Origin of the sequence: Blastopirellula marina DSM 3645 (genome assembly GCF_000153105.1) — a bacterium.
GTDB classification, from domain to species: Bacteria; Planctomycetota; Planctomycetia; order Pirellulales; family Pirellulaceae; genus Blastopirellula; species Blastopirellula marina.
This window is the reverse complement of sequence record NZ_CH672376.1, coordinates 2,946,961-2,966,536: the sequence shown is the minus strand read 5'-3', so window position 1 is coordinate 2,966,536 and position 19,576 is coordinate 2,946,961. Positions and strand designations below refer to the sequence as shown.

General features: G+C 56.4%; 13 protein-coding genes, 1 tRNA gene, 1 rRNA gene and 3 other annotated features. Of the genes, 10 read left to right on the top strand and 5 right to left on the bottom strand.

Going from position 1 to position 19,576, the window contains the following annotated elements:
- Positions 1-209: 209 nt before the first annotated feature.
- The gene (locus DSM3645_RS13985) at positions 210-551 is read left to right on the top strand and encodes an HU family DNA-binding protein (protein ID WP_002652856.1); all 342 of its coding nucleotides are present in this window, start codon (positions 210-212) and stop codon (positions 549-551) included.
- 677 nt (positions 552-1,228) lie between these two features.
- On the opposite strand, the gene DSM3645_RS13975 is transcribed toward DSM3645_RS13985, so the two are convergent.
- Positions 1,229-1,301: transfer RNA gene (locus DSM3645_RS13975), tRNA-Phe, on the bottom strand.
- Between the two features lie 286 nt (positions 1,302-1,587).
- Here DSM3645_RS13975 and DSM3645_RS13970 point away from each other — a divergent pair.
- From DSM3645_RS13970 to DSM3645_RS13935, 8 genes are read left to right on the top strand one after another with little or no spacing between them, the layout of a single operon-like run.
- A complete protein-coding gene (locus tag DSM3645_RS13970) occupies positions 1,588-3,195 on the top strand; it encodes a prenyltransferase/squalene oxidase repeat-containing protein (RefSeq protein WP_161603341.1) in 1,608 nt (535 codons plus the stop codon).
- A complete protein-coding gene (locus DSM3645_RS13965; protein WP_002652853.1) occupies positions 3,196-4,083 on the top strand; it encodes a hypothetical protein in 888 nt (295 codons plus the stop codon).
- A 3-nt stretch (positions 4,084-4,086) separates the two neighbouring features.
- The gene (locus DSM3645_RS13960; protein ID WP_002652852.1) at positions 4,087-4,803 is read left to right on the top strand and encodes a MotA/TolQ/ExbB proton channel family protein; all 717 of its coding nucleotides are present in this window, start codon (positions 4,087-4,089) and stop codon (positions 4,801-4,803) included.
- Entirely contained in the window at positions 4,800-5,321 is a 522-nt protein-coding gene (locus DSM3645_RS28295) for an ExbD/TolR family protein (RefSeq protein ID WP_002652851.1), read from the top strand. The genes DSM3645_RS13960 and DSM3645_RS28295 overlap by 4 nt, the downstream gene beginning before the upstream one ends.
- Positions 5,318-5,995, top strand: coding sequence for an ExbD/TolR family protein (locus DSM3645_RS28290; protein WP_050769381.1), 678 nt, complete (start codon positions 5,318-5,320; stop codon positions 5,993-5,995). The genes DSM3645_RS28295 and DSM3645_RS28290 overlap by 4 nt, the downstream gene beginning before the upstream one ends.
- A 55-nt stretch (positions 5,996-6,050) precedes the next feature.
- Positions 6,051-9,389 (top strand): outer membrane protein assembly factor BamB family protein, encoded by a 3,339-nt coding sequence (locus DSM3645_RS13945; RefSeq protein WP_237564816.1) that lies wholly within the window; start codon positions 6,051-6,053, stop codon positions 9,387-9,389.
- Between the two features lie 8 nt (positions 9,390-9,397).
- Positions 9,398-11,659, top strand: a complete 2,262-nt coding sequence (locus DSM3645_RS13940) for an ABC transporter substrate-binding protein (RefSeq protein ID WP_161603340.1) — start codon at positions 9,398-9,400, stop codon at positions 11,657-11,659.
- Positions 11,659-13,146 carry a hypothetical protein gene (locus tag DSM3645_RS13935; RefSeq protein WP_002652847.1) on the top strand — a complete coding sequence of 496 codons (1,488 nt, stop codon included), beginning with the start codon at positions 11,659-11,661 and terminating at the stop codon, positions 13,144-13,146. Before DSM3645_RS13940 ends, DSM3645_RS13935 begins: the two co-directional genes overlap by 1 nt.
- An 11-nt stretch (positions 13,147-13,157) precedes the next feature.
- Here DSM3645_RS13935 and DSM3645_RS13930 read toward each other — a convergent pair whose 3' ends face one another.
- Positions 13,158-14,510 (bottom strand): serine/threonine-protein kinase, encoded by a 1,353-nt coding sequence (locus tag DSM3645_RS13930; RefSeq protein WP_002652846.1) that lies wholly within the window; start codon positions 14,508-14,510, stop codon positions 13,158-13,160.
- 111 nt (positions 14,511-14,621) lie between these two features.
- A complete protein-coding gene (locus DSM3645_RS13925) occupies positions 14,622-15,293 on the bottom strand; it encodes an RluA family pseudouridine synthase (protein ID WP_040352559.1) in 672 nt (223 codons plus the stop codon).
- Between the two features lie 80 nt (positions 15,294-15,373).
- Here DSM3645_RS13925 and DSM3645_RS13920 point away from each other — a divergent pair, with 80 nt between their 5' ends.
- Positions 15,374-15,946: a Maf family protein gene (locus tag DSM3645_RS13920; RefSeq protein WP_002652844.1), complete on the top strand. Its 573-nt coding sequence runs from the start codon at positions 15,374-15,376 to the stop codon at positions 15,944-15,946.
- Between the two features lie 9 nt (positions 15,947-15,955).
- On the opposite strand, the gene DSM3645_RS13915 is transcribed toward DSM3645_RS13920, so the two are convergent.
- Together DSM3645_RS13915 and rrf are read right to left on the bottom strand one after the other, a co-directional pair.
- Complete coding sequence (locus DSM3645_RS13915; protein ID WP_002652843.1) at positions 15,956-16,897, bottom strand: methyltransferase domain-containing protein; 942 nt, start codon at positions 16,895-16,897, stop codon at positions 15,956-15,958.
- A gap of 445 nt (positions 16,898-17,342) precedes the next feature.
- A 5S ribosomal RNA gene (rrf, locus tag DSM3645_RS13910) occupies positions 17,343-17,450 on the bottom strand.
- Positions 17,451-17,672: 222 nt separating this feature from the next.
- Positions 17,673-18,545 (bottom strand) — a sequence feature (23S ribosomal RNA rRNA prediction is too short).
- A 1-nt stretch (position 18,546) separates the two neighbouring features.
- Positions 18,547-19,270: a sequence feature (23S ribosomal RNA rRNA prediction is too short), on the bottom strand.
- A gap of 85 nt (positions 19,271-19,355) precedes the next feature.
- Positions 19,356-19,527: a sequence feature (23S ribosomal RNA rRNA prediction is too short), on the bottom strand.
- Positions 19,528-19,576 lie beyond the last annotated feature (49 nt).

Genomic DNA, 19,576 nt, shown 5'->3' with positions numbered 1-19,576 from the left:
CCGTCCGGCGGGGACGACGGACGTTTGGGACGGAAAAAAGAGGGTCTAAATGTGCCGAAATGGCGTTATTTCCCGGTTTTTCGGCCTTTTTGGGCCTTATCGAGCGCTGTCAGGCTTGAAAAACTCGACTGAAATCTTTTAATCAACGCGTTCCGCTCAACGGACGGACAAATCATTCCACACTGCACAGCCTCGCAAGGAGGGAAAAAATGGCGAAAAAAGCCGTTGCGGCCACCACTGTTAAAAAGCCGCTGACGAAGACCGAACTGCTGAACAACATCGCGGAAGAGACCGGCATTGCCAAAAAGGACGTGTCGATCGTCCTGGACTCGCTCCAAAACCAAGTGAAGAAATCGCTTGGCAAGACTGGCGCTGGCGCCATCTCGCTTCCCGGTTTGATCAAAATCGAAAAGAAGAAGGTTCCTGCTCGTCCCGCTAAGAAGGGTGTTCCGAACCCTTTCAAGCCGGGCGAATTGATGGACGTTCCGGCCAAGCCGGCGTCGGTCAAAGTCAAGATCCGCGCTCTGAAAAATCTGAAAGACATGGTTTAATCACCAGCGTTTTATCGCCGCACGGCGATCGCGTAAGGCCGCAAGATGCGAGGGGCGCAGCAGCCCGCACCCCTCGTATCATGCGGCCTTACGCCGTTTCTTGAGCTTGGCCGCCTTCGATCGGCGGATGTCTGGAATGCGCTCAGTCGGTGGAAACTTCGCGAGAAAGTACGATACCAGCGACGTTTCCATCTCAGGCTCTCTCTCGAGATCGTCCCATCGTCGCGGTGTAGTCGTCTGTCATCAGAACGGCTCTCGTTCGCCGCCGGCGAAATAGGCCGATTGCAGCGCATGTCGCTGCTCCTTCACCTCTTCGCCTGGAGGCGCCGGTCACTCCGTTCGGCAAACGTTCGTTCGATAAATTCAATGGCGTTCATGGGCGATCGAAAGCCTGAAATGAAAAGGGCGCATGCTAAAGAAGGAGCGTGTCGCCTAGGCTTTTCCAAGTAGCGGAAACGCCAAAGATATTTTGGACATTCTTCCGAGCAAGACCGCAATACGCCGGCGCCGCCGCGAAGCGAAAGCTGCCGAGAACTGGCCCCCCGGACAGCCGCAAATCGCCGTTTTCTCGAGAAAACAACGCATCAGCGGCGTTGAGAGCGGCGCAAAATTGCAGCTGGACAAAAAAGAAACGCCGAAAGTCTTTTGTGAAAAGGACTTACGGCGTTTCTGAAAAGTGGTCAGGGCCGGAATCGAACCGGCGACACTCGGATTTTCAGTCCGATGCTCTACCAACTGAGCTACCTGACCAGGCGACGAAAGACCAAATCTAGGACAGTCGCGACGCCTTGTCAATTGGGGCGCCAGACGTCCCAGGTAAAGTCCCTGTCGTGACTTACGTCGTATGAAGTTCGTCACCGATTGCTTGACAGTTTGCGGCGGAACTTCTAGTTTGACCAGAACCTCTTCTCACGGAACATTCGCTTGACAACAAAGAATCCTGCGCCGTACGTATCGACCTGTCGATGCGTAACAGGGTTCGCGTTTTCCTTTCCAGATGCGTTAGGCCATGCGCAGCGACGGACGACGTAGTTTTTTGAACCATCGATGGTGGGGCGTCCTTTTATTGGCGCTCTTTCCGACGGTCCTCTGCGCCTATTCGCCAGAGAGTCCCGAAGTCGAAGCGATGGTTCAAAAGGGGGCCGGTTTTCTCAAGTCGTATGCAGCCCACAGTCGCGCGGGGGGCCAAGCTTTAATCGCCCTCGCATTGCTAAAAGCGGGTGAAGAGGAAAGTCACCCACGCGTTCAAGGCGGCGTTAACGCGGCTAGAAACTTGGGGAAAACAACGCCCTCGAATGTTCACGACAACGCCTATGACGTTGGCATGTCGCTGATTTTGTTGTGTGAACTCGACCCAGAGGCGAACCGCGAGCCGATTCAAAACCTGCTGCAGTATTTTCTCGAAACCCAAAAGCCCGGCGGCGGATGGGGATATGCAGGACGCAATACCGGCGATAATTCGATGACGCAATATGGCGCGCTGGGATTGTGGTTGTCGCAGCGCAGCGGTTTTGAAGTGCCGATCCCGACGGTGGAGCGACTCTGCAATTGGATCCTGCGTTGTCAAGATCCTTCCGGCGGCTGGGGCTACCAAGGAGTCGATCCTGGACCGGGGAACTTTCAGCGCGTTCCGCAGTCCGATATGCGACCGACGATGGTTTGCGCCGCACTGGGCAGTCTTTACATGGGAAGCGATCTGCTCAACATCACCGAACGCCGTAAGCAGGACGTTGAAGAAAAGAGTCCCAGCCTGCCGGGCTTTGTCCGGGAAGTAAAAACGCCGGACGCGGTGGAGCGGGCGAAGATTTTGACCAAAGCGGTCGACGCCGGCCGGGTCACCGCTTCAAAAAATGCGGGACGAAGCAATCTCGCCGCGACTTTCACCATCTCGCCGTCTCAATGGGACTTCTACTATCTCTACGCGCTGGAGCGTTACGAGAGTTTTCGCGAATTAGATCTGGGCAAGAAAGATCCTCAACCCCCTTGGTACGACGCCGGCGTCAACCATCTCCGGTCGACTCAATCCGATTCCGGCAGTTGGCGCGGGAAAAACGAAGAGCCGATCGTCGCGACGGCGTTCGCCATCTTGTTTCTGAAACGCAGCACCGCGCAGTCCATCAAAAAGCGGAGCCGCGTCTTTGACGAAGGACGACTCGTCGGCGGACGCGGGCTGCCGAAAGTGGTGGAAGACGCGACCATCAAAAATGGCCAGGTCATTAACAAATCGGAACTGCTGGAGTCCGATAAATTTCTTTCGATGATCGAAGCTGATGACGCCGAGCTGGAGCGCTTTTTGCACCAGGACGTGAAGTTTGAACTCAGCGAAGACGAGCGGGGACGATCGGAACAGATCGTGCAGCTGCGTCGTAAAATTCGCGACGGTTCGTTTGGCGCGCGATTGTTAGCGATTCGAGCGGTACGGCAATCGAAAGACTTCGAGAGTATCCCCGTTTTGATTTACGCACTGACCGACCCCGATGGTCGCGTCGCGATAGAATCGCGTGACGCTCTCCGATTTATCACACGCAAGTTCAACGGCTTCGGGATGCCGCGCGGAGCAGATGTAACGCAACGATCCCTTTACGCGAACCAATGGAAACAATGGTATCGCTCCGTCCGTCCCGACGCTGAGTTCCTCGACTGAATGGCCGGCTCTTCGACTGCAACTTCTTCCGCTTCTTCACGGCCGCCGCAAGCGACGCCGCCGATGAAGGTTTCGTCGTATGATCGCGTCGCCAGCATGCTGGTGGCGCTGTTGGTGCTGGTCGGCTTGGCGGTCTTAATCTTGTTTTTGATCTTCCTGACGACTCGCACCTATCCGACGCAAACAGCGGTGCCGATCATTCTGGAGGAAATCTCCGGGCGTGGCGACAACGCCGCCGGAATTGCCCGAGATCTAGAAGCACCAGGGCTGGATGAATTGGACGAAGTGTTGGAGCCGCAACTAGAAATGTCGCTGGAAGCGGTTACCGAAGTCGTTACTTCGCAATCCGCGGCGCTGGAGTCGCTCGAAGGTCAATTGAACCCCAACGGTGCAGGCGGCGGACTAGGCGATAGTCGCCCTCTTGGCCCGCCGGGTGATGGTGAAGATGTCATTCCGCGATTCGAGCGGTGGGAAATTCAATTCGAGTCTTCGGATTTGAAAACCTATGCACGGCAGCTTGATTTTTTCAAGATTCAGCTCGGCACGCTCGCCGGCGGCGACCAAGTTCGGTACGCATCGGCGTTGGCGACCAATCCGCAAAGTTCGGAGGGATCGACCGCCAAAGAAGAACGACTCTACATGACTTGGCGCGATGGCTCTTTCAAAGAAGCGGATCGCGAATTGCTAAGCTCGGCCGGGATCACGCCGGGGCCGGTCGTGATGCAGTTTTACGATCCTGAGACAGAAAATATGCTGGCGTTTCTGGAGAAGCAGTACGCCAAAGATCGCAAGATCGGAGAGATTCGCCGCACCTATTTTGGCGTGCGGACCAAAGGCAATGAGTTCGAGTTTTACGTGATTCGACAGGAATATCGCAACGCTCGGTAACCGGTGAAGCGGCGACTTGTTCGCCTTCGCTATCCCAACTTTCCACAAGGTTTTGACAACTCGATGGATATTAGCGGCCTCACAACCATCTTTGGTTACATTATTTACGGCGCACTTGGTTTGATTGCGCTTTGGGGCGCGTTTTGCGTCATCGTGGTTTGGATGCGCGTTGCGGAAAAGCGCTTTCGTAGCGAAGCGGACCAGGACGCATTTTTAGACGCGGTCGAAGAGCCCCTTTTACGCGGCAACTATTCGGCCGCCGAAGAACTGTGCGAAGACGATTCGCGTGCTGTTCCGCAGTTGGCGTTGTTAGCGATGCACATGCGTGACAACAGCTACGCTCAAATCAAACAGATGATGCTCGATCGGTTTCAACGTGACGTCCTCTCGGATCTTGAGTACCGACTTAGCTGGGTCTATACGGTCATCAAAGGCGCTCCGATGGTAGGGCTGTTAGGGACGGTGACCGGTATGATGGGCGCATTTGGCAAGTTGGCCGCCGGCGAAAGCGGCGGCGCCGACATCGCCACGCAAATGGCCGAAGACATCAGCTTGGCGTTGATCACCACCGCCGCCGGCTTGGCGATCGCTATTCCATTGGTGTTTTGCACCGCCAGCATTAACGTTCGGATTCGCAAGATGGAAGATCTGGTCGGCGTGGGGGTGACTCGGTTTCTGGGCGCGTTGCGTGAACGAATGAACCGGGAATCGGAAGCATGATCAACGCAAGTCACGGCAAATCGCCAGGGGACGCATCGCCGGTGGAGCCAGAAGCGATCTCGTTTCGGCGTCCTCAAGCGAAAAAGGACGAGGCCGATCTCGATATCACGCCGATGATTGACATTACGTTCTTGCTGTTGATCTTTTTTCTGGTCGCTTCGCGTCTCGATTCCGATTCGGTCCGAAACTTGCCCGACGCCAAACAAGGGATCAGCATCTCGGCCACCGAAACCGTGGTGTTGACCATAACAGCCGCTGGTCCCGACGGCGCTGCGGTCGTCTATCTGGGAGATGGCCCCGCGGATGCGACGCGCACCTCAGACAGTTTGGATGCGCAAGAGGATGAAATCATGGCCTACGTCGACCGCGAAATGCAGTCGCGCCCGGCTCGATCGATCTTGGTCAAAGCAGAGAAGAACGTGCATGCCGGAGATGTCGTTCGCGTGATGCGCGCGGCGGCCAACATCGAAGGCGCCGAGGTCTCGAAGGCCTATATCGGCGTGAAGGATGGAGCATGAGCGAACACCTGTTTCGATTTCGTTGCTCCGCTTGCGGAGACGTCCTTTCGGCGAGCATGGACATGATCGGCGCCGAGATCAAATGCGCCAACTGTGCGACCCGCTTGGAAGTGCCGGCCCCGGCCAAGACCCGCTCGAGGCCGCGAGACGAGGTCGAGTCGAAAGGGAAACGGAAGCGCGCTGAAGAAGACGCGATCGCTGACGAAACGCCTGTCCGCTTTCGTGACAGCCACGCGATTCAAGAAGATGAAATGGATCTTACGCCGATGGTCGACGTGACGTTCCTGCTGCTGATCTTCTTTATGGTGACGGCGTCGTTCAGTTTGCAGAAAACGCTGGAGACGCCGGCGCCCCGTAATGATTCGCCTAGTTCTCAGGCCCGCACGATGGACGAGCTGATGGACGATCCCGACTACGTGGTCGTTCGCATCGATTCTTACAACACCTTTTTTGTCACTTGCGCCGCTTGGAACGACGAACGCGAAGCTCCCAGTCGTCAAGAGTTGTTGGTGAAAATTCAAGAGGCCCGTAATTCCAATCCGGCTTCTCCGCCAGGCACGTTGCTGGTCAACGCGCATGTCAACGCAGCGCACGAGAAAGTGGTCGCCGCGCTCGATGCCGGCAATACCGTCGGGATGAATCAAGTGAAACTGTTGACGACCGAGGAAGAGTAACCTTCCTGATCGCCGCCAACCGCTAGTCCGCTGAACGAAACGTTTTCCGCTTATGATGAACATCCCCGAATTTCTCGATCTGCTTGAAATGTACGAGTATCTGGCTGAAAACCAGATCGCCGCGCTACGTCGGCAACTGGCGCAAATGGATCGGGATGTTACGCCAGAGCAGATCGTTAACAGCCTTTTGCAGCGCGGCCACCTGACCAAGTACCAGGCGAAGCGCGTGCTTGCCGAAGCGCAAAGCGGTAAGTCTCAGCGCACGCAAAGCGTCAGCAGCGGGCGCCGTCGCGCCCAGGAGAAATGGCTCAGTTCGACTCCGGTCGAAGAAGAGATCATGGACCTGGGAGAAGGCGATCTGGTTCCGCTCGACGAGGATGGCAGTTCAGCGTTTGATGACGTGATCGGCGATGACGTCCTGTCGGATCAAGATGATCTGGCGCCGATCGGGGACGCGGCGTCCGGTAAACGGAAGAAGTACGTCAAAAAGGCGCAGCGGAAAAATCGCTGGGATTCTCCCCTGCTCCTCTTTGGCGGCGCCGGGCTCGTCCTGTTGGTGCTCGCCGGCGGATTGCTGTTCGCTTGGTTGTCATGGGACAGCGGCGATTCGGTGTTTCAATTGGCCGAAACCGACTACGAGGGCCGCAAATACGCTCAGGCGGTCTCCAAGTACGACAAGTTCCTCTCGTCATTCCCGACCCACTCGCAAGCCCCGACCGCACGTGTGCGACGCGGTTTGGCAAATCTGCGTCTAGCGATCGAAGGGACCAATAATTACGAACAAGCGCTGACGCGAACGACCGAAATCCTGAACGAGCTGAAAGACGAGCCTGAATTTGCGCTGGCCCGGCCCGAGTTGGCTTCGCTGCTGCCGGATGTCGCCAACGGCCTGGCGCAAGCGGCCATCGCCGAGGATGCGACCGCCAAGCGACGCGAACTGGTCGCCAGGGCGCAAGAAGCGATGACGCTAGTTGATGACAGTAACTATCTTCCCACTTCGCTGCGCAGCGGCCAGCAAACGCGTATCGATGGAATCGTCGCTGACATTCACCGCGTCGAACGCGGCATTTCACGCGACGAAGAACTGGCCGCGGCCGTGACCGATATTCAAACCGCCGCACAAAGCGACGACTTTGAAGCGGTCTATCGCCGTCGTCAGACGCTGCTGCGAGTCTATCCCAGCTTGAGCGACGACCCTCGACTGCAAGACGCGGTTCGCAATGCGGTCACGGCGCTCGAAGCGCGAGTGATCGTTTCTGCAGAGAACGTGCCTGCGACTCGGCAAGATCATCCCTTAGGTCAGGCTCGGACCGTGATGATCGCCGCGCGCACGAGCAGCGTCTCGCCGCAGCCGGCCAAAGAAGCGGTGACCGTCGTGCTGGATGGGGCCATTTACGGATTGGATCGTCGCGCCGGCAGCCCGCTCTGGCGACGTTTTCTCGGTTTTTCCAATCAGGTCGAACCGCTGATGACCAGCGATCAATCGGCGGTGATTGCGGCCAGCAGTTTGCGGCAAGAGCTGGTCAAACTTAACGCACTGACCGGCGAACTCGCATGGCGATTCCCGTTGACGGAAGAGGTGGTGCAACTTCTCGCGTTGGGGGATGATTTTCTGGTCGTCACCAAGCAGGGAAAACTGCTCCGTCTCAATCAGAAGTCAGGCGATCAAACGCAAAGCGTCCAACTACCGCAGCAAATCGCCGTCGCCGCGGTAGTCAGCAAAATGCCGCAGCGCGTGATGGTCGTCGGGTTGCACTCGACTCTGTATGTCTTGGACGCGAAAAGCTTGACCTGCGAGCAAGCGATTTTCCTGGGGCATGAAGCAGGTGCGATCGTCTCGCCTCCGGTGATGTCGGAGCTGGGGCATCTTTGTTTGTTCGAGAATGCCGGCTCCGACTTTTCGCTGCTGCATGTGTTGGGGAACAAAGAGAAATCGCTCGAACAATTGCAGCCGCCGACCCGTTTGCCGGGGCTTGTCTTGGCGCCGGCGCTCACGTTTCAGTCACGCGTCGCAGCGGCCAACGACCGCGGCGCCCTGTTTGTGTTTGAAGGGGGAATGACCAAAGAGAATCCGGTGCGTCTGTTGGCGCAAACCAAAACGGAACGCGGAGACCGACTCTACTCGCTGATCGCGCTAGAGAACGGCTATCTTTGGGTCGGCGACAATCGGCTGTCGCGCTACGCGCTGCAGCTTTCGCAACAATCGATTGTGCCGCGCGTCGTTGAGTTTGATCGTGACAATTTCGTCTCGCTCCGCATTGACGGCGATCTGCTGATTCATGTGCGTCGACCCGCGCAAGGGGGCGGCGTGATCGTGACGGCCGCCGACTTGAACGAGAGCGGCGCCAAGCAGCGTTGGCTGACGACGCTGGCCGCGCCGCTGACTGGGCCGGCGTTTGCGATGGCGCCACAGCAGCCGCCGCTGGTGATGACCTCGCGTGGCGACTTGTTCGAGATCACCAGCACCGCCGTGCAATCAGGCGTCGCCGACGCACCCTCGGATTCAGCCAACTACGTCAGCCCTCCTCGGCTCGATCGACAGGTATTTGTCGCGGATAAGCGTCGCCTGTTTTTGTCGGCGCCGCCAGAAAACAGAGCGGTTTATTTTGACGCGGCGCGCAGCGGCAGTCTGCTCAAACAACTCACGCTGGAGGTTCCCAGCGACAGCATTACCTCCGGCGCCGTCCTTGCTGGAGTCGGCGTGGTCGCCCCCAGTTCGCAAGGTCAGGTCTTCTATCTAGATCCTGCGACCGGCGCCGCGGCCGCTCTGCCGTTTCAACCTCGGTTGGCGCTCGGCGAAAATCTGGATTGGAACGAGCCGGTGGCCGATGGTCAGGCCGCGATCGTCTTTGACGGTCGGCAAACGCTCTACCGCTTGCAAGCGGATGATCCCACGACGCCGCAATTGGCCAGCGTCGCCGAGTGCGTTATCGATGGCAAATTGGGACCGATCATGGCCGTGATGGGCCCAACCTTGCTCGCCAAACAGATTGGCGACACGACCGATCAGCTCGTCTTTGTTTCACTTCCCGATCTGCAGTCGGTGCAAAAAGTACCGATCGAGGCCCGTATCATCGCGGGGCCGTTCGCCGTAGGAGATCGAGCGATCGTGCAAACGTCGCAAGGAGTCTTGATCGCGTATGGCGCCGATCAGCAAGAGCATTGGCGCGTACCGACCGAGACGTCGGTGTTGGTCGGCGAGCCGATTTACGCTGACGATCGCATCATCGTCACTTGTGCAGATGGACGAGTTTTGCAAATCGATGCGACGTCCGGCGAAGTCGCCAAGACGATTCAACTGGATGAGCCGCTGACCGGCGGCGTCGCTCTGCATGACGGCAAATTATGGATCAACGGGTACGGCGGCGTCGTTCATGTCTTGGATTGGAAGTAACGGATCTCGTGAATCGACCAGCTTCGACAATACGCACGATCATGCTCAGCAGTTTTTGCCTGCTGACATCATCGCTGGCTGCGCAGGAAGTGCGAATCGCCCAGCCGGACGATGTTCCGTTTGACCAGATCGTGCTGCGCGACAAAGGGGATACGTATGTCATCAGCATTCGTCCGCTGGTTCTCCCCAGGGGGAAGTTTTGGGACACGATGAAGGAAACGGAGCTCGTTCGAATGGTCACGGACGATGGCCGTACGTTGGAGGTCAAACGCAAATTTGTCACTTCGTACCTGAAATTTCCTCAGCTCTTGCTCAACGAAGCGGAACGTCTGACCAAGCAAGGCAAGCTCGACGCGGCGTACGACTATTTCGACCGACTGATCACCGACAACCCGCAATACGATGGGTTATCGGCGGCGCTTTCCAGCTATTTGTATGAAAACGCCAAGGTTTCGTTTCGCAACGAAAACTACTCGGAAGCGTTGGGATTTTTGGAAGAAGCGAAGTCGTATCGTCCCCCGGTCGATAATCTGGACACCGCGATCAGCGCCGCGGCTGACAAACTACTCGGAATTTATGTAGCGGAACAGGATTTCTCGGCGGCGCGCGACCTGCTGACGCGACTTTCGCAAAAACGGTTTGGCAATCTTGCGGCGGTGACGAAATGGAAGACCTATTTAGAAGCGGAAGCGGCGGAGAAACGTGACGAAGCGCAGCGTTTGCTAACTGCCGGCGATTTAAACGCCGCGTTTATCGCCGCCAAGCGAATGCGGTTGATCTACTCCGATGTCAGCGGCGGCGCTCAATTGTCGGCGGACATCGCCAAACGGTTTCCTTTCATTCGTGTCGGCGTCACCTCTCCCGGCGTTGCGGCTGACACGACTAGTTTAACGTTCGCCGCGACGCGCGATCGCCGTCTACTGCATCGTTGCCTGACCGAGATGATTGCTTTTGGCGCCGATGGCGGCCAATATGTATCGCCTTTTGGCACGTTGGGTCGTTCCGCCGGCGGCGTGGAGTTCAGTCTGTTATTTCGCAACCCGACCGAAGCCTATCCCTGTTCGACCCAACTGTTGACGCAGCCTGCCGCTTCTCCGCGACTTGGCATGTTGCAAGAGTGCATGAAATACGTCGAGTTCGAAAATGGTCGCGAACTGCGCGTTCAATTGGAATCGCCGCACGTGCGTCCCGAGGCGCTGGCTCGCATCGAGATCGGCGCCGAACTGCCGGAAGCGATTCCGTATATCGACAATACCAGCGGCGGTTTGCGACGCTTGGTGGTCAATCCAGACTACTCGCTGCGAACTCCCATTCAACCGCACGCGATCGAACTGCAACCCTATCCCTTTTCGAGCCGCGCGCTTTCGGCGCTTCGTGCGGGACAAATCGATATCATGGATCGATTGTTTCCTACCTTAGTGGATGACGCCAAAGCCGATAATTCGCTGGTCGTCGACTACTACCGAATGCCGTCGGTCCATTTTCTCGCTCCCAACTATGACAACCCCTATATGCAATCGGCGACGTTTCGGCGCGGTTTGCTCTACGCGATCAATCGCAGTGCAATCTTGAATGGCCGACTGTTGGGAGATCGCGAAATCCGCGGTTGCCATGTGATCAGCGCCCCGATTCCGGCAGGGCTCGAAGCGGATGATCCGGCCGGTTACGGATATGACAACTCGATCGACTCGCGACCGTACGAGCCCGAAATGAGCGTGACCCTCTTTCGCTTGGCGCTGCTAGAACTGGAGCAACAAGCCGAAGCCGATGGCTCCCAGGCGCCGCCGTTGCCGAAAACCTTAAAGATTGGCCATCCCGATAGTGAAGTCTCACGCGAAGCGGTCACGGCGATCGCCAAGTATTTGAAACGCGTCAGTTTGGAAGTGGAAATCGTCGTCACCCCCTCCGAGGCGATTCGCGCCGCCGATGTGGGCGTCGATCTGCTGTATGTCGAAGCCAGCGTGCAAGAATCGCTTGTCGATGTTCCGCTGCTGTTTCAGCAGTGCGTCCCTGAAGAAAAACAAAGTCGCTATTTGCGTGCGGCGCTGCGGCGACTGAACGAAGCGACCAACTGGACTCAGGTACGTGAGCGATTCTGGACGGTGCATCGCTTGGCCTATGATGAGACGACGGTGATTCCGTTGTGGCAGATGCGCGACCATTTTGTCCGGTCGGCCGAGTTTGGCGGCGTCTCGCGCCAGCCGATGTCGCTATTTCAAGATGTCGAGCGTTGGACCGCCGTTTCCCTGACTCCGCAGAAGGGAAACTAATGCGACCTTGTCTGACCGCCATCATGATCGGTTTCGCGTTGCTGATGACCAATACGGCGTCAGCGGCGCCGTGGGAGTACGATCCGTATCGGATCGAAGTTTGGATCGCCGCCGATGATCCGCGTCTGCTAGACGAAGCGTCGCAGCAGCAACTGCGGGAGCAAATTCTGGAAAGAAGTTGGATCTCGGCGAAAGCGGTCTGGGAGATCGACGTCGCCGCTTGCCCGGCCGATCTGCGTTGGGACGCATTTCACAATCTGGCCGACATGATGCAAACGTTGACGCCCATCGGGGACGCGCAGGGTCAGACGCTCGATAAAATCGCGCTGGTGACGATTCAAACGCATGGATCGCAGATCGAACTGGCGATGCGGCAATTTGATGTTCGTATGCAACAATGGGGGGGCGTTCATCGTGATCAGGTGAGCAACTTGCATCTGGTCAGCAGCGCCGTCGTCGATTTGCTGCGGCGATCGTTTGAGCCAATCGGTCAAATTGAACGAATTGATGAAAACGAAGCGCTGGTCACGATGAAAGCGCAAGGCTTGGCCGACACGGCCGAATCGCCGGCCAGCGTACTGCCGGGCTCGGCGATGACTGTGGCCCTGCGGCGTCTGAATCGCATCGGTGAAATGGAGCCCGACGGATTGCAGCCGGTTGATTGGACCGTGTTAGAAGTGCTGGACGATCAATGGAATTTCAAACGCTGTAAAATTTTGTCCGGATTTCGTCGTCCGCTGGCCGGGCGCAAAAGTATTCGCGTTCAGCGACTTGCGATCGCCGTTAAACCTTCGTACGACCACACCGAACTACATCTGGCGAGTCGCCAGGGCGACGCGCTGGCTGGCTACGAGATTTACGCCAAAGACACCAAGTCGGGCGAAAGCGAGCGTTTGGCCGAAAGCGACGAGCACGGAGTCGTCAAACTTTCGCTCGATCCGGCGCACCCGCTGCGGTTGCTCTACGTCCGTAGCGGCGGAAGTTTGTTGGCCCGTTTGCCGTTGGTTCCGGGGCTCGCTCCCCAGGTCACCGCGCTGATGAGTGATAACTCGCGGCAGATCGAAGCGGAGGGTTTCGTGTTGGGATGGCGGCGGCGAATGCTGGATATCGTCGCTCGCCGCGAATTGATCGCAGAGCGGATTCGCCGTCGCATGGAAGAAGAGGATCCCGATGGCGCCGAAAAGTGGCTGGCGGAACTGCAAGAGATGACCACGATCAACGACTTGCTCTACCAGTTTCGTCAAGCGAAGAATGACTTTCTGGAAGGGGATTCGTCCGATCCGCGGGTCAGCGCCCAGATCACGCAACTGTTTGACAAAGCGCAGCAACTTGCCAGCAAGAACTACAATCGCAATCTCGAACGCGATTTGTCAGAACAAGTTCGCAAGCTCCGCGATTCGCAAGGCGCGTTTGGCGGCTCGCCGTCGACTCCGGTTCCGGCGCCGAGCCCGACCCCGGATTCCGATTCGGATGCATTCGGCACGTAACGCCAAAGTTGCTACCGCGCCGCTAGCGCGATGTAGGTGACGATCGCGCCCAAGATGGCCGACAACGGCAAACCAACCAACAACGCGATCGTCAGTTGGCGTTCGCGGCGCGTCTGTCGTGGCTGAAAGAGAAGTCGCGATGAACTAGGCGATTGGATCGCCTGGGTATCTTGCGAAGCGAACAACGATTGTTCGGTCGACTGCGACGTATGGCTAGGACTATCGTCCGTGCTGACCTCGTAGGCGTTCGAGCCGGCCTCGGTATCGTTCAGATGCCCGCCGTTGGCGTAAACCGGCGGAGGCGGTTGCCAGGCAGGCTGCATCGTCTGATTCAATTCAAACTGCCGCGTGTCGGAGACCCATGGTTCGAGCCGCGCGACAATTTCGCCTGCCGACTGAATCCGCTTCTCCGGATTCTTCTCCATCATTTCCGCGATGACGTCGACCAAATCTCGGTCAATATCGGGATTGAATCGATGCGGATGAAGCGGCGGTTCATCGCGATGACGGCGGGCCTTATCTTGGACCGATCCGCCGGGGAACGGAACCTTGCCGGTCAGCGCGTAATAAAAAGTGCAACCCAGCGAATAGATATCCCACAACGGCGAGACATCCAGCGGATCGCGGATCTGTTCCGGCGCTAGATAGTCAATCGTGCCGACGATCTTGCCCGACGCGCCGGCGCTGCTCGCTTCGTTCATGAAGTCGGCTAGACCTAGGTCAGAGACTTTCGCCTGACCTTCAGGCGTCACCAAAATGTTGCCTGGCTTTACGTCGCGATGGCAGAGATCTTTCGAATGGGCGTATTCAAGTCCGCGAGCCGCATGCGAGACGATCGTCGCCGCATGGTATTGCGTCAAATGTCTTTTGGCGCGGATCAGACGACGTAAGTCGGTTCCCGGCACATATTCGGTCACCAGGTAGTGAACGTTGCCGTCTTGCCCGGCGTCGTAGGCTCGCACCAGACAGGGATGATCCAATTGGGCCTGCATGCGTATTTCGCGCATGAACCGAGTGATCGCTTCGGGGGTGCTGCGCTGCAGCGGCAACACCTTGATCGCGACCTGACGACCCATGAAGTTGTGTTCGGCCTTGAACACCTGGCCCATACCGCCTTGGCCGATCCAGTCGGTGATGACATACGGGCCCAGGGTCAGCTTGGTCAGGCCTTTCCGCAGCTGGTCGGCTTGGTACTGGGTGAGAATTTTGCGGTCGACCAACGCCGCGGCCAAATCTTCGTCGCTAACCGTGCGACGAATGGAAGCCGAGTGCAGCCGCTGAACCGTCTCTTCAATTTGTTCTGAAGAGATTAGTCCACTGACTAACGCGGTTTCTCGAAATGATTTAGCAGAGTCGGTCGGCACGGCATTCTTGCCAGAAAGAGAAGTAGTTGAGTTGATTTTACTCGCTTCCGCCAATCTTCAAGAGGCGAGAAATGGAAATTAAGGATTTTTCAGATTCGCAACATTTCTAAGTTACAAGTAGGGCCGCCAAGCCTCTGGCAGCGGCGCTTCGATCGTAACCATTGTCTTGAGCGTAGGATGCGTAAACACAAGCCGATGTGCATGTAACGCAATTCCCGGCGAATAGCGGTCGGTTGACCCATATTTTTTGTCTCCCAGGATTGGCGCTCCACGACTTGCCAGCTGCAGGCGAATCTGATGTTTCCGCCCGGTGATTAAACGTAAATGGAGCATCTGGCAATTTGGCCGTCGCTGTTGCTCAAGGATCTCCATTTCTGCCCGATCGGCGTCGGCGGTCCCTTCTGCGGCGATTACCATGCGGTGGAGTCGATCTTCTTTGCGAATCCAGTCGACTAACTCACCATTGCGGATTTTGGGACCGGCCGGAATGAGTGCGGCGTACTCTTTGACGGTCGAACGATCCCGAAATTGCTCAGAAAGTCGCGACGCCGCTTTGGAAGTTCGCGCGAATAACAGAACCCCGGTCACATGCGCATCGATCCGACTGACGATGCCGACGTAGACGTTACCCGGCTTGTTGTAGGTTCGTTTCAGATAATCCTTGGCCCACTGGGCGGCGCTCGGCTCACCCTCTTGGGCGCCCATCGTCGCTAGCAACGCAGGTTTCGAGATCGCGAGTAAATGATTATCTTCGTAAAGAACTAGCGGAGTCGCGTACTTCATAGGATGATCGTCATTGCAAAGCGGTCCCCGCGAAAACTTCGATTCTACGCGTCCCATGCCCTCTCGTTCCAGACCTGCGAATGTATCCCAGCTTGATCTTGGCCAGCGGCTCTCCTCGGCGACGCGAATTATTGACTGTCGCGGGGATTAATTTTCAGGTGCGTCTACCGCATGCCGACGCCGAAACTCCGCCGCAGGCCGGCGAATCGCCGCGCGAAACTGTATTGCGACTCGCTCGCGAAAAAGCGGCGAATGTCGCGCTGCGCACCGACGAGGGAATCATTTTGGCCGCGGATACTTTAGCCCAGTGCGACGGTTTGCCGCTAGGAAAACCGCGAGACCGTGCTCATGCTCGCGAAATCTTGCAAACGCTGCGTGGTCGCGAACATACGGTCGTCACCGCAATTTGTCTCTGGCGTCGGCCGGATGACTTTGTCGCGGTCGATGCGGCCGAATCACATTTGCGAATGAGAATGCTCCGCGACGAAGAGATCGAATCGTATCTCGACACCGGTCTGTGGGAAGGAAAGGCAGGCGCGTTTGGCCTGCAGGATCGAATTGACTGGATCGAAGTGGTCAACGGCAGCCAGTCGAACGTTGTCGGCTTGCCGCTCGAACTATTGGCGATTTTGCTGATGAATTTCCACGAGTAGTAAAATTCTCTAAAATCCGCCCTGATAATCAGCGATCAAATCGCGATCGCTCAAAATCGACTTGCTCTTTCGGCCGATGAAAAAGAAGGCCGAAGCCGCGTCCAATGACGCTTTCTGCCGAACGAGGTAGTAATCGAAATATTTCAGCCAAAACAGGCTGCACCGCGCCGCCAGGCTCGCCGCCGAACGAAGCTGCTTCGATTGGAAGAAGCTCATCATGAAATAGCGAGCCGTCCAGGCCAGCGCCATGCCGGGCCCGCAAGTCACGCCGCTTTCGACTTCTTCAAAATGTCGAAACAAGCGGCGATGTCCGAGCCGCGTAAAACGGGTGAAATCGAACTGGCGCCCATGCACTTGTTGGATGAACGGCGTATCCGCGTAAACAAGGCCGTCTCGGCGAAGCACGCGATAAATTTCTTCTACGCAGCATTGCGGATCCAGCACATGCTCAAGCACCGCTTGCACGATAACGGCGTCAAAAGCGTCGCCGCGAAACGGCAGGTTGTGAGCGTCGCAAATAATTTGCGTTCTGGGACCCCAAGACGCGTCGGTTTCAATCACTTCAATCGACGTATCGCCCAGCAATTGATCGAGTCCGGCGCCAACCACTCCGCCGCCGATGACTAGCACGCGAACTGGTCGGTTGCGGGCTTTCAGCAACGCGGCCAGGGTCGCAAGATTTCGCTTGGCCGAAACATTGCACGATAAATCGGGAAGATGTTCGCTGATCCATTCATGCAGCGGATGATGGGAGCGAAAAAAGGTTTCCTCATCCGCTTCAAAGCCGCTGATATCAAAGATGCTGTTCGCTTCGTTGATCAAAATCGGCACGCCGCGCGAGGTGGGATAGACGTGACCACACGTAGGCGATTCGCAGGCCAGCGTATCGTCTTGATGAATCAAGGCTTGTCCGCAGATGGGACAGTCCAAAACGTCTAACGGTAGCGACATGGCGAAAATAGGGCAGAAGAAAGAATCACCGCATCTAACGCGCGGTTCTGCTCTAGCATAGGTCGCAGGTAAGCAGTCTTCATGCGTGGAACCGAGCTTTTAAGCGAGAGCCCGTCGTCATCGCGAGAATCGTCACAAACCGACGTAGGCAAGATGCTCAATGAGGTAAGGACACGGCGTCATCATCGTCGGGCGCCATCGCCATCGCCAAGGCCTTGCGTGGCGACGATTGTGCGCGAAATGGACATTCAAGATTACGCCGCCCATCAGAATTTGACTACCTAGATACCCCGACACGCCCTTCACGGATTGGATACCGCATTCATTGCGACGCAAGGTCGTGGCAATGACGCCCATTTCCGTTCCGTTGATCCGCAAGCAACGCCGAATGCGCACAAAAAAAGCCCCAGCTGGTTAGAGCTGGGGCTTTGTGGGTAGTAAAAAAATCCGGCGATACCTACTTTCGCACTTGTGGTACTATCATCGGCTCGAAAAGCTTGACGGCTGTGTTCGGAATGGGAACAGGTATGACCTTTTCGATATGGTCACCGGAAAAGGCTTGCGTCAACGTGAGGGCTGACGCGAGCCTGATGACTCATGGCAAACGGCGGACCGTGTTGAGCGGTCCGCATCGTAGTGGCCATTTGTCGCAGGTCTGAAGCATTGAAGCTTCTTCGTTCTCGTTCAACGGATTGAACTTGGAACCTGCGGCAAAGTATTTGTATAGAGAATGCTTTTCTCGAGTGAAAAGCGTTGAATATATGTGGTCAAGCTTTCGTCCGTTAGTACTGGTTAGCTGAACACATTACTGTGCTTACACATCCAGCCTATCAACCTGGTCGTCTTCCAGGGGACTCTCGCACTAAAGTGCTTACGAATTCTAATCTTGGAGCGGGCTTCACGCTTAGATGCTTTCAGCGTTTATCCTTTCCGACCATAGCTATCCAGCCGTGCCACTGGCATGACAACTGGGACACCAGAGGGTCGTCCTTCCAAATCCTCTCGTACTAAAGAAGAACCTCCTCAAAATTCGTACGCCCACAGCAGATAGGGACCGACCTGTCTCACGACGGTCTGAACCCAGCTCACGTACCACTTTAATCGGCGAACAGCCGAACCCTTGGGAGCTTCTTCACCCCCAGGATGTGATGAGCCGACATCGAGGTGCCAAACCGCATCGCCGCTATGGACGCTCGGATGCGATAAGCCTGTTATCCCCGGAGTACCTTTTATCTGATGAGCGATAGCCCTTCCATACGGGACTACCGGATCACTATGACCTACTTTCGTACCTGCTCGACCGATAAGTCTCGCAGTCAAGCACCCTTTTACCATTGCGCTCTTTGCCTGATGGCCAACCAGGCTGAGGGTACCATTGCACTCCTCCGTTACTCTTTGGGAGGAGACCGCCCCAGTCAAACTGCCCAACTGACACTGTTCCCTGTCCGGATTCACGGATATTCAGGGTTAGAGCTAAAACATATTCAGGGTGGTATTTCAAGGACGGCTCCTCCGACGCTGGCGCGCCGAGATCAAAGCCTCCCACCTATCCTACACAGAACATATCTCAGACCAATATCAGCCTACAGTAAAGGTTCACGGGGTCTTTCCGTCTAACTGCGGGTATGTGGCATCTTCACCACAACTACAATTTCACCGGGTCAGTGGTTGAGACAGTGCTCCAGTCGTTACGCCTTTCATGCAGGTCGGAACTTACCCGACAAGGAACTTCGCTACCTTAGGACCGTCATAGTTACGGCCGCCGTTTACCGGGGCTTCGGTCGCGAGCTTGCACCCTCTTCCTTAACCTACCGGCACCGGGCAGGCGTCAGACCCTATACATCCTCTTGCGAGTTAGCAGGGTCCTGTGTTTTTGATAAACAGTCGCCAGAGCCGATTTTCTGTGGCCCCCAACAGCTTGCACCGTCAGGGGCACCCCTTATCGCGAACTTACGGGGTCATTTTGCAGAGTTCCTTAACCACTGTTCTCCCGAGCGCCTTGGTCTACTCGACCTACCTACCTGTGTCAGTTTTAGTACGGTTAAAACGCCTTCATCCCTTAGAAGCTTTTCTTGGACGTCCTACCGATGATTACCTCAATTTGAGTCAGATCGACAGCTTGAATTCCGGGAGCGGATTTTCCAATCTCCCCATCTTGCTGCAAATCACGGGCTGTTCCACCAGCCCGATCACCTTTCGGACGCCGTCCCTCCATCGGTCCAACGTTCTAGCGCAGGAATATTAACCTGCTATCCATCGTCTACGCCTTTCGGCCTCGACTAAGGCACCGGCTAACCCTGGGCGGAATTGCCTTCCCCAGGAAACCTTAGGTATTCGGCGAACAGGATTCTCACCTGTTTAATCGTTACTCATTCCGGCATAATCACCCGATAGCCCCAACACCGCTCCTTTCGGTACGGCTCGTATCTGACTATCGGCGCTCTCCTACCACTTTCGTCCGCTGCTTCGGTGAGACGCTTACTCCCGATCATTATCGGCGCAGAATTACTCGACCAGTAAGCTGTTACGCACTTTTTAAATGGTGGCTGCTTCTAAGCCAACATCCTGGTTGTCACAGTAATTCAACCTCCTTAGTGACTGAGCGTCTACTTCGGGACCTTAACAGACGGTACTGGGTTGTTTCCCTTCTCGACCACGAAGCTTATCCCTCGTGGACTG

Coding starts and splice junctions, on each gene's coding strand:
- DSM3645_RS13915 (WP_002652843.1), bottom strand. CDS start 16,897: ATGTCGCTACCGTTAGACGTTTTGGACTGTCCCATCTGCGGACAAGCC.
- DSM3645_RS13920 (WP_002652844.1), top strand. CDS start 15,374: ATGTATCCCAGCTTGATCTTGGCCAGCGGCTCTCCTCGGCGACGCGAA.
- DSM3645_RS28295 (WP_002652851.1), top strand. CDS start 4,800: ATGATCAACGCAAGTCACGGCAAATCGCCAGGGGACGCATCGCCGGTG.
- DSM3645_RS28290 (WP_050769381.1), top strand. CDS start 5,318: ATGAGCGAACACCTGTTTCGATTTCGTTGCTCCGCTTGCGGAGACGTC.
- DSM3645_RS13985 (WP_002652856.1), top strand. CDS start 210: ATGGCGAAAAAAGCCGTTGCGGCCACCACTGTTAAAAAGCCGCTGACG.
- DSM3645_RS13935 (WP_002652847.1), top strand. CDS start 11,659: ATGCGACCTTGTCTGACCGCCATCATGATCGGTTTCGCGTTGCTGATG.
- DSM3645_RS13945 (WP_237564816.1), top strand. CDS start 6,051: ATGAACATCCCCGAATTTCTCGATCTGCTTGAAATGTACGAGTATCTG.
- DSM3645_RS13965 (WP_002652853.1), top strand. CDS start 3,196: ATGGCCGGCTCTTCGACTGCAACTTCTTCCGCTTCTTCACGGCCGCCG.
- DSM3645_RS13925 (WP_040352559.1), bottom strand. CDS start 15,293: ATGAAGTACGCGACTCCGCTAGTTCTTTACGAAGATAATCATTTACTC.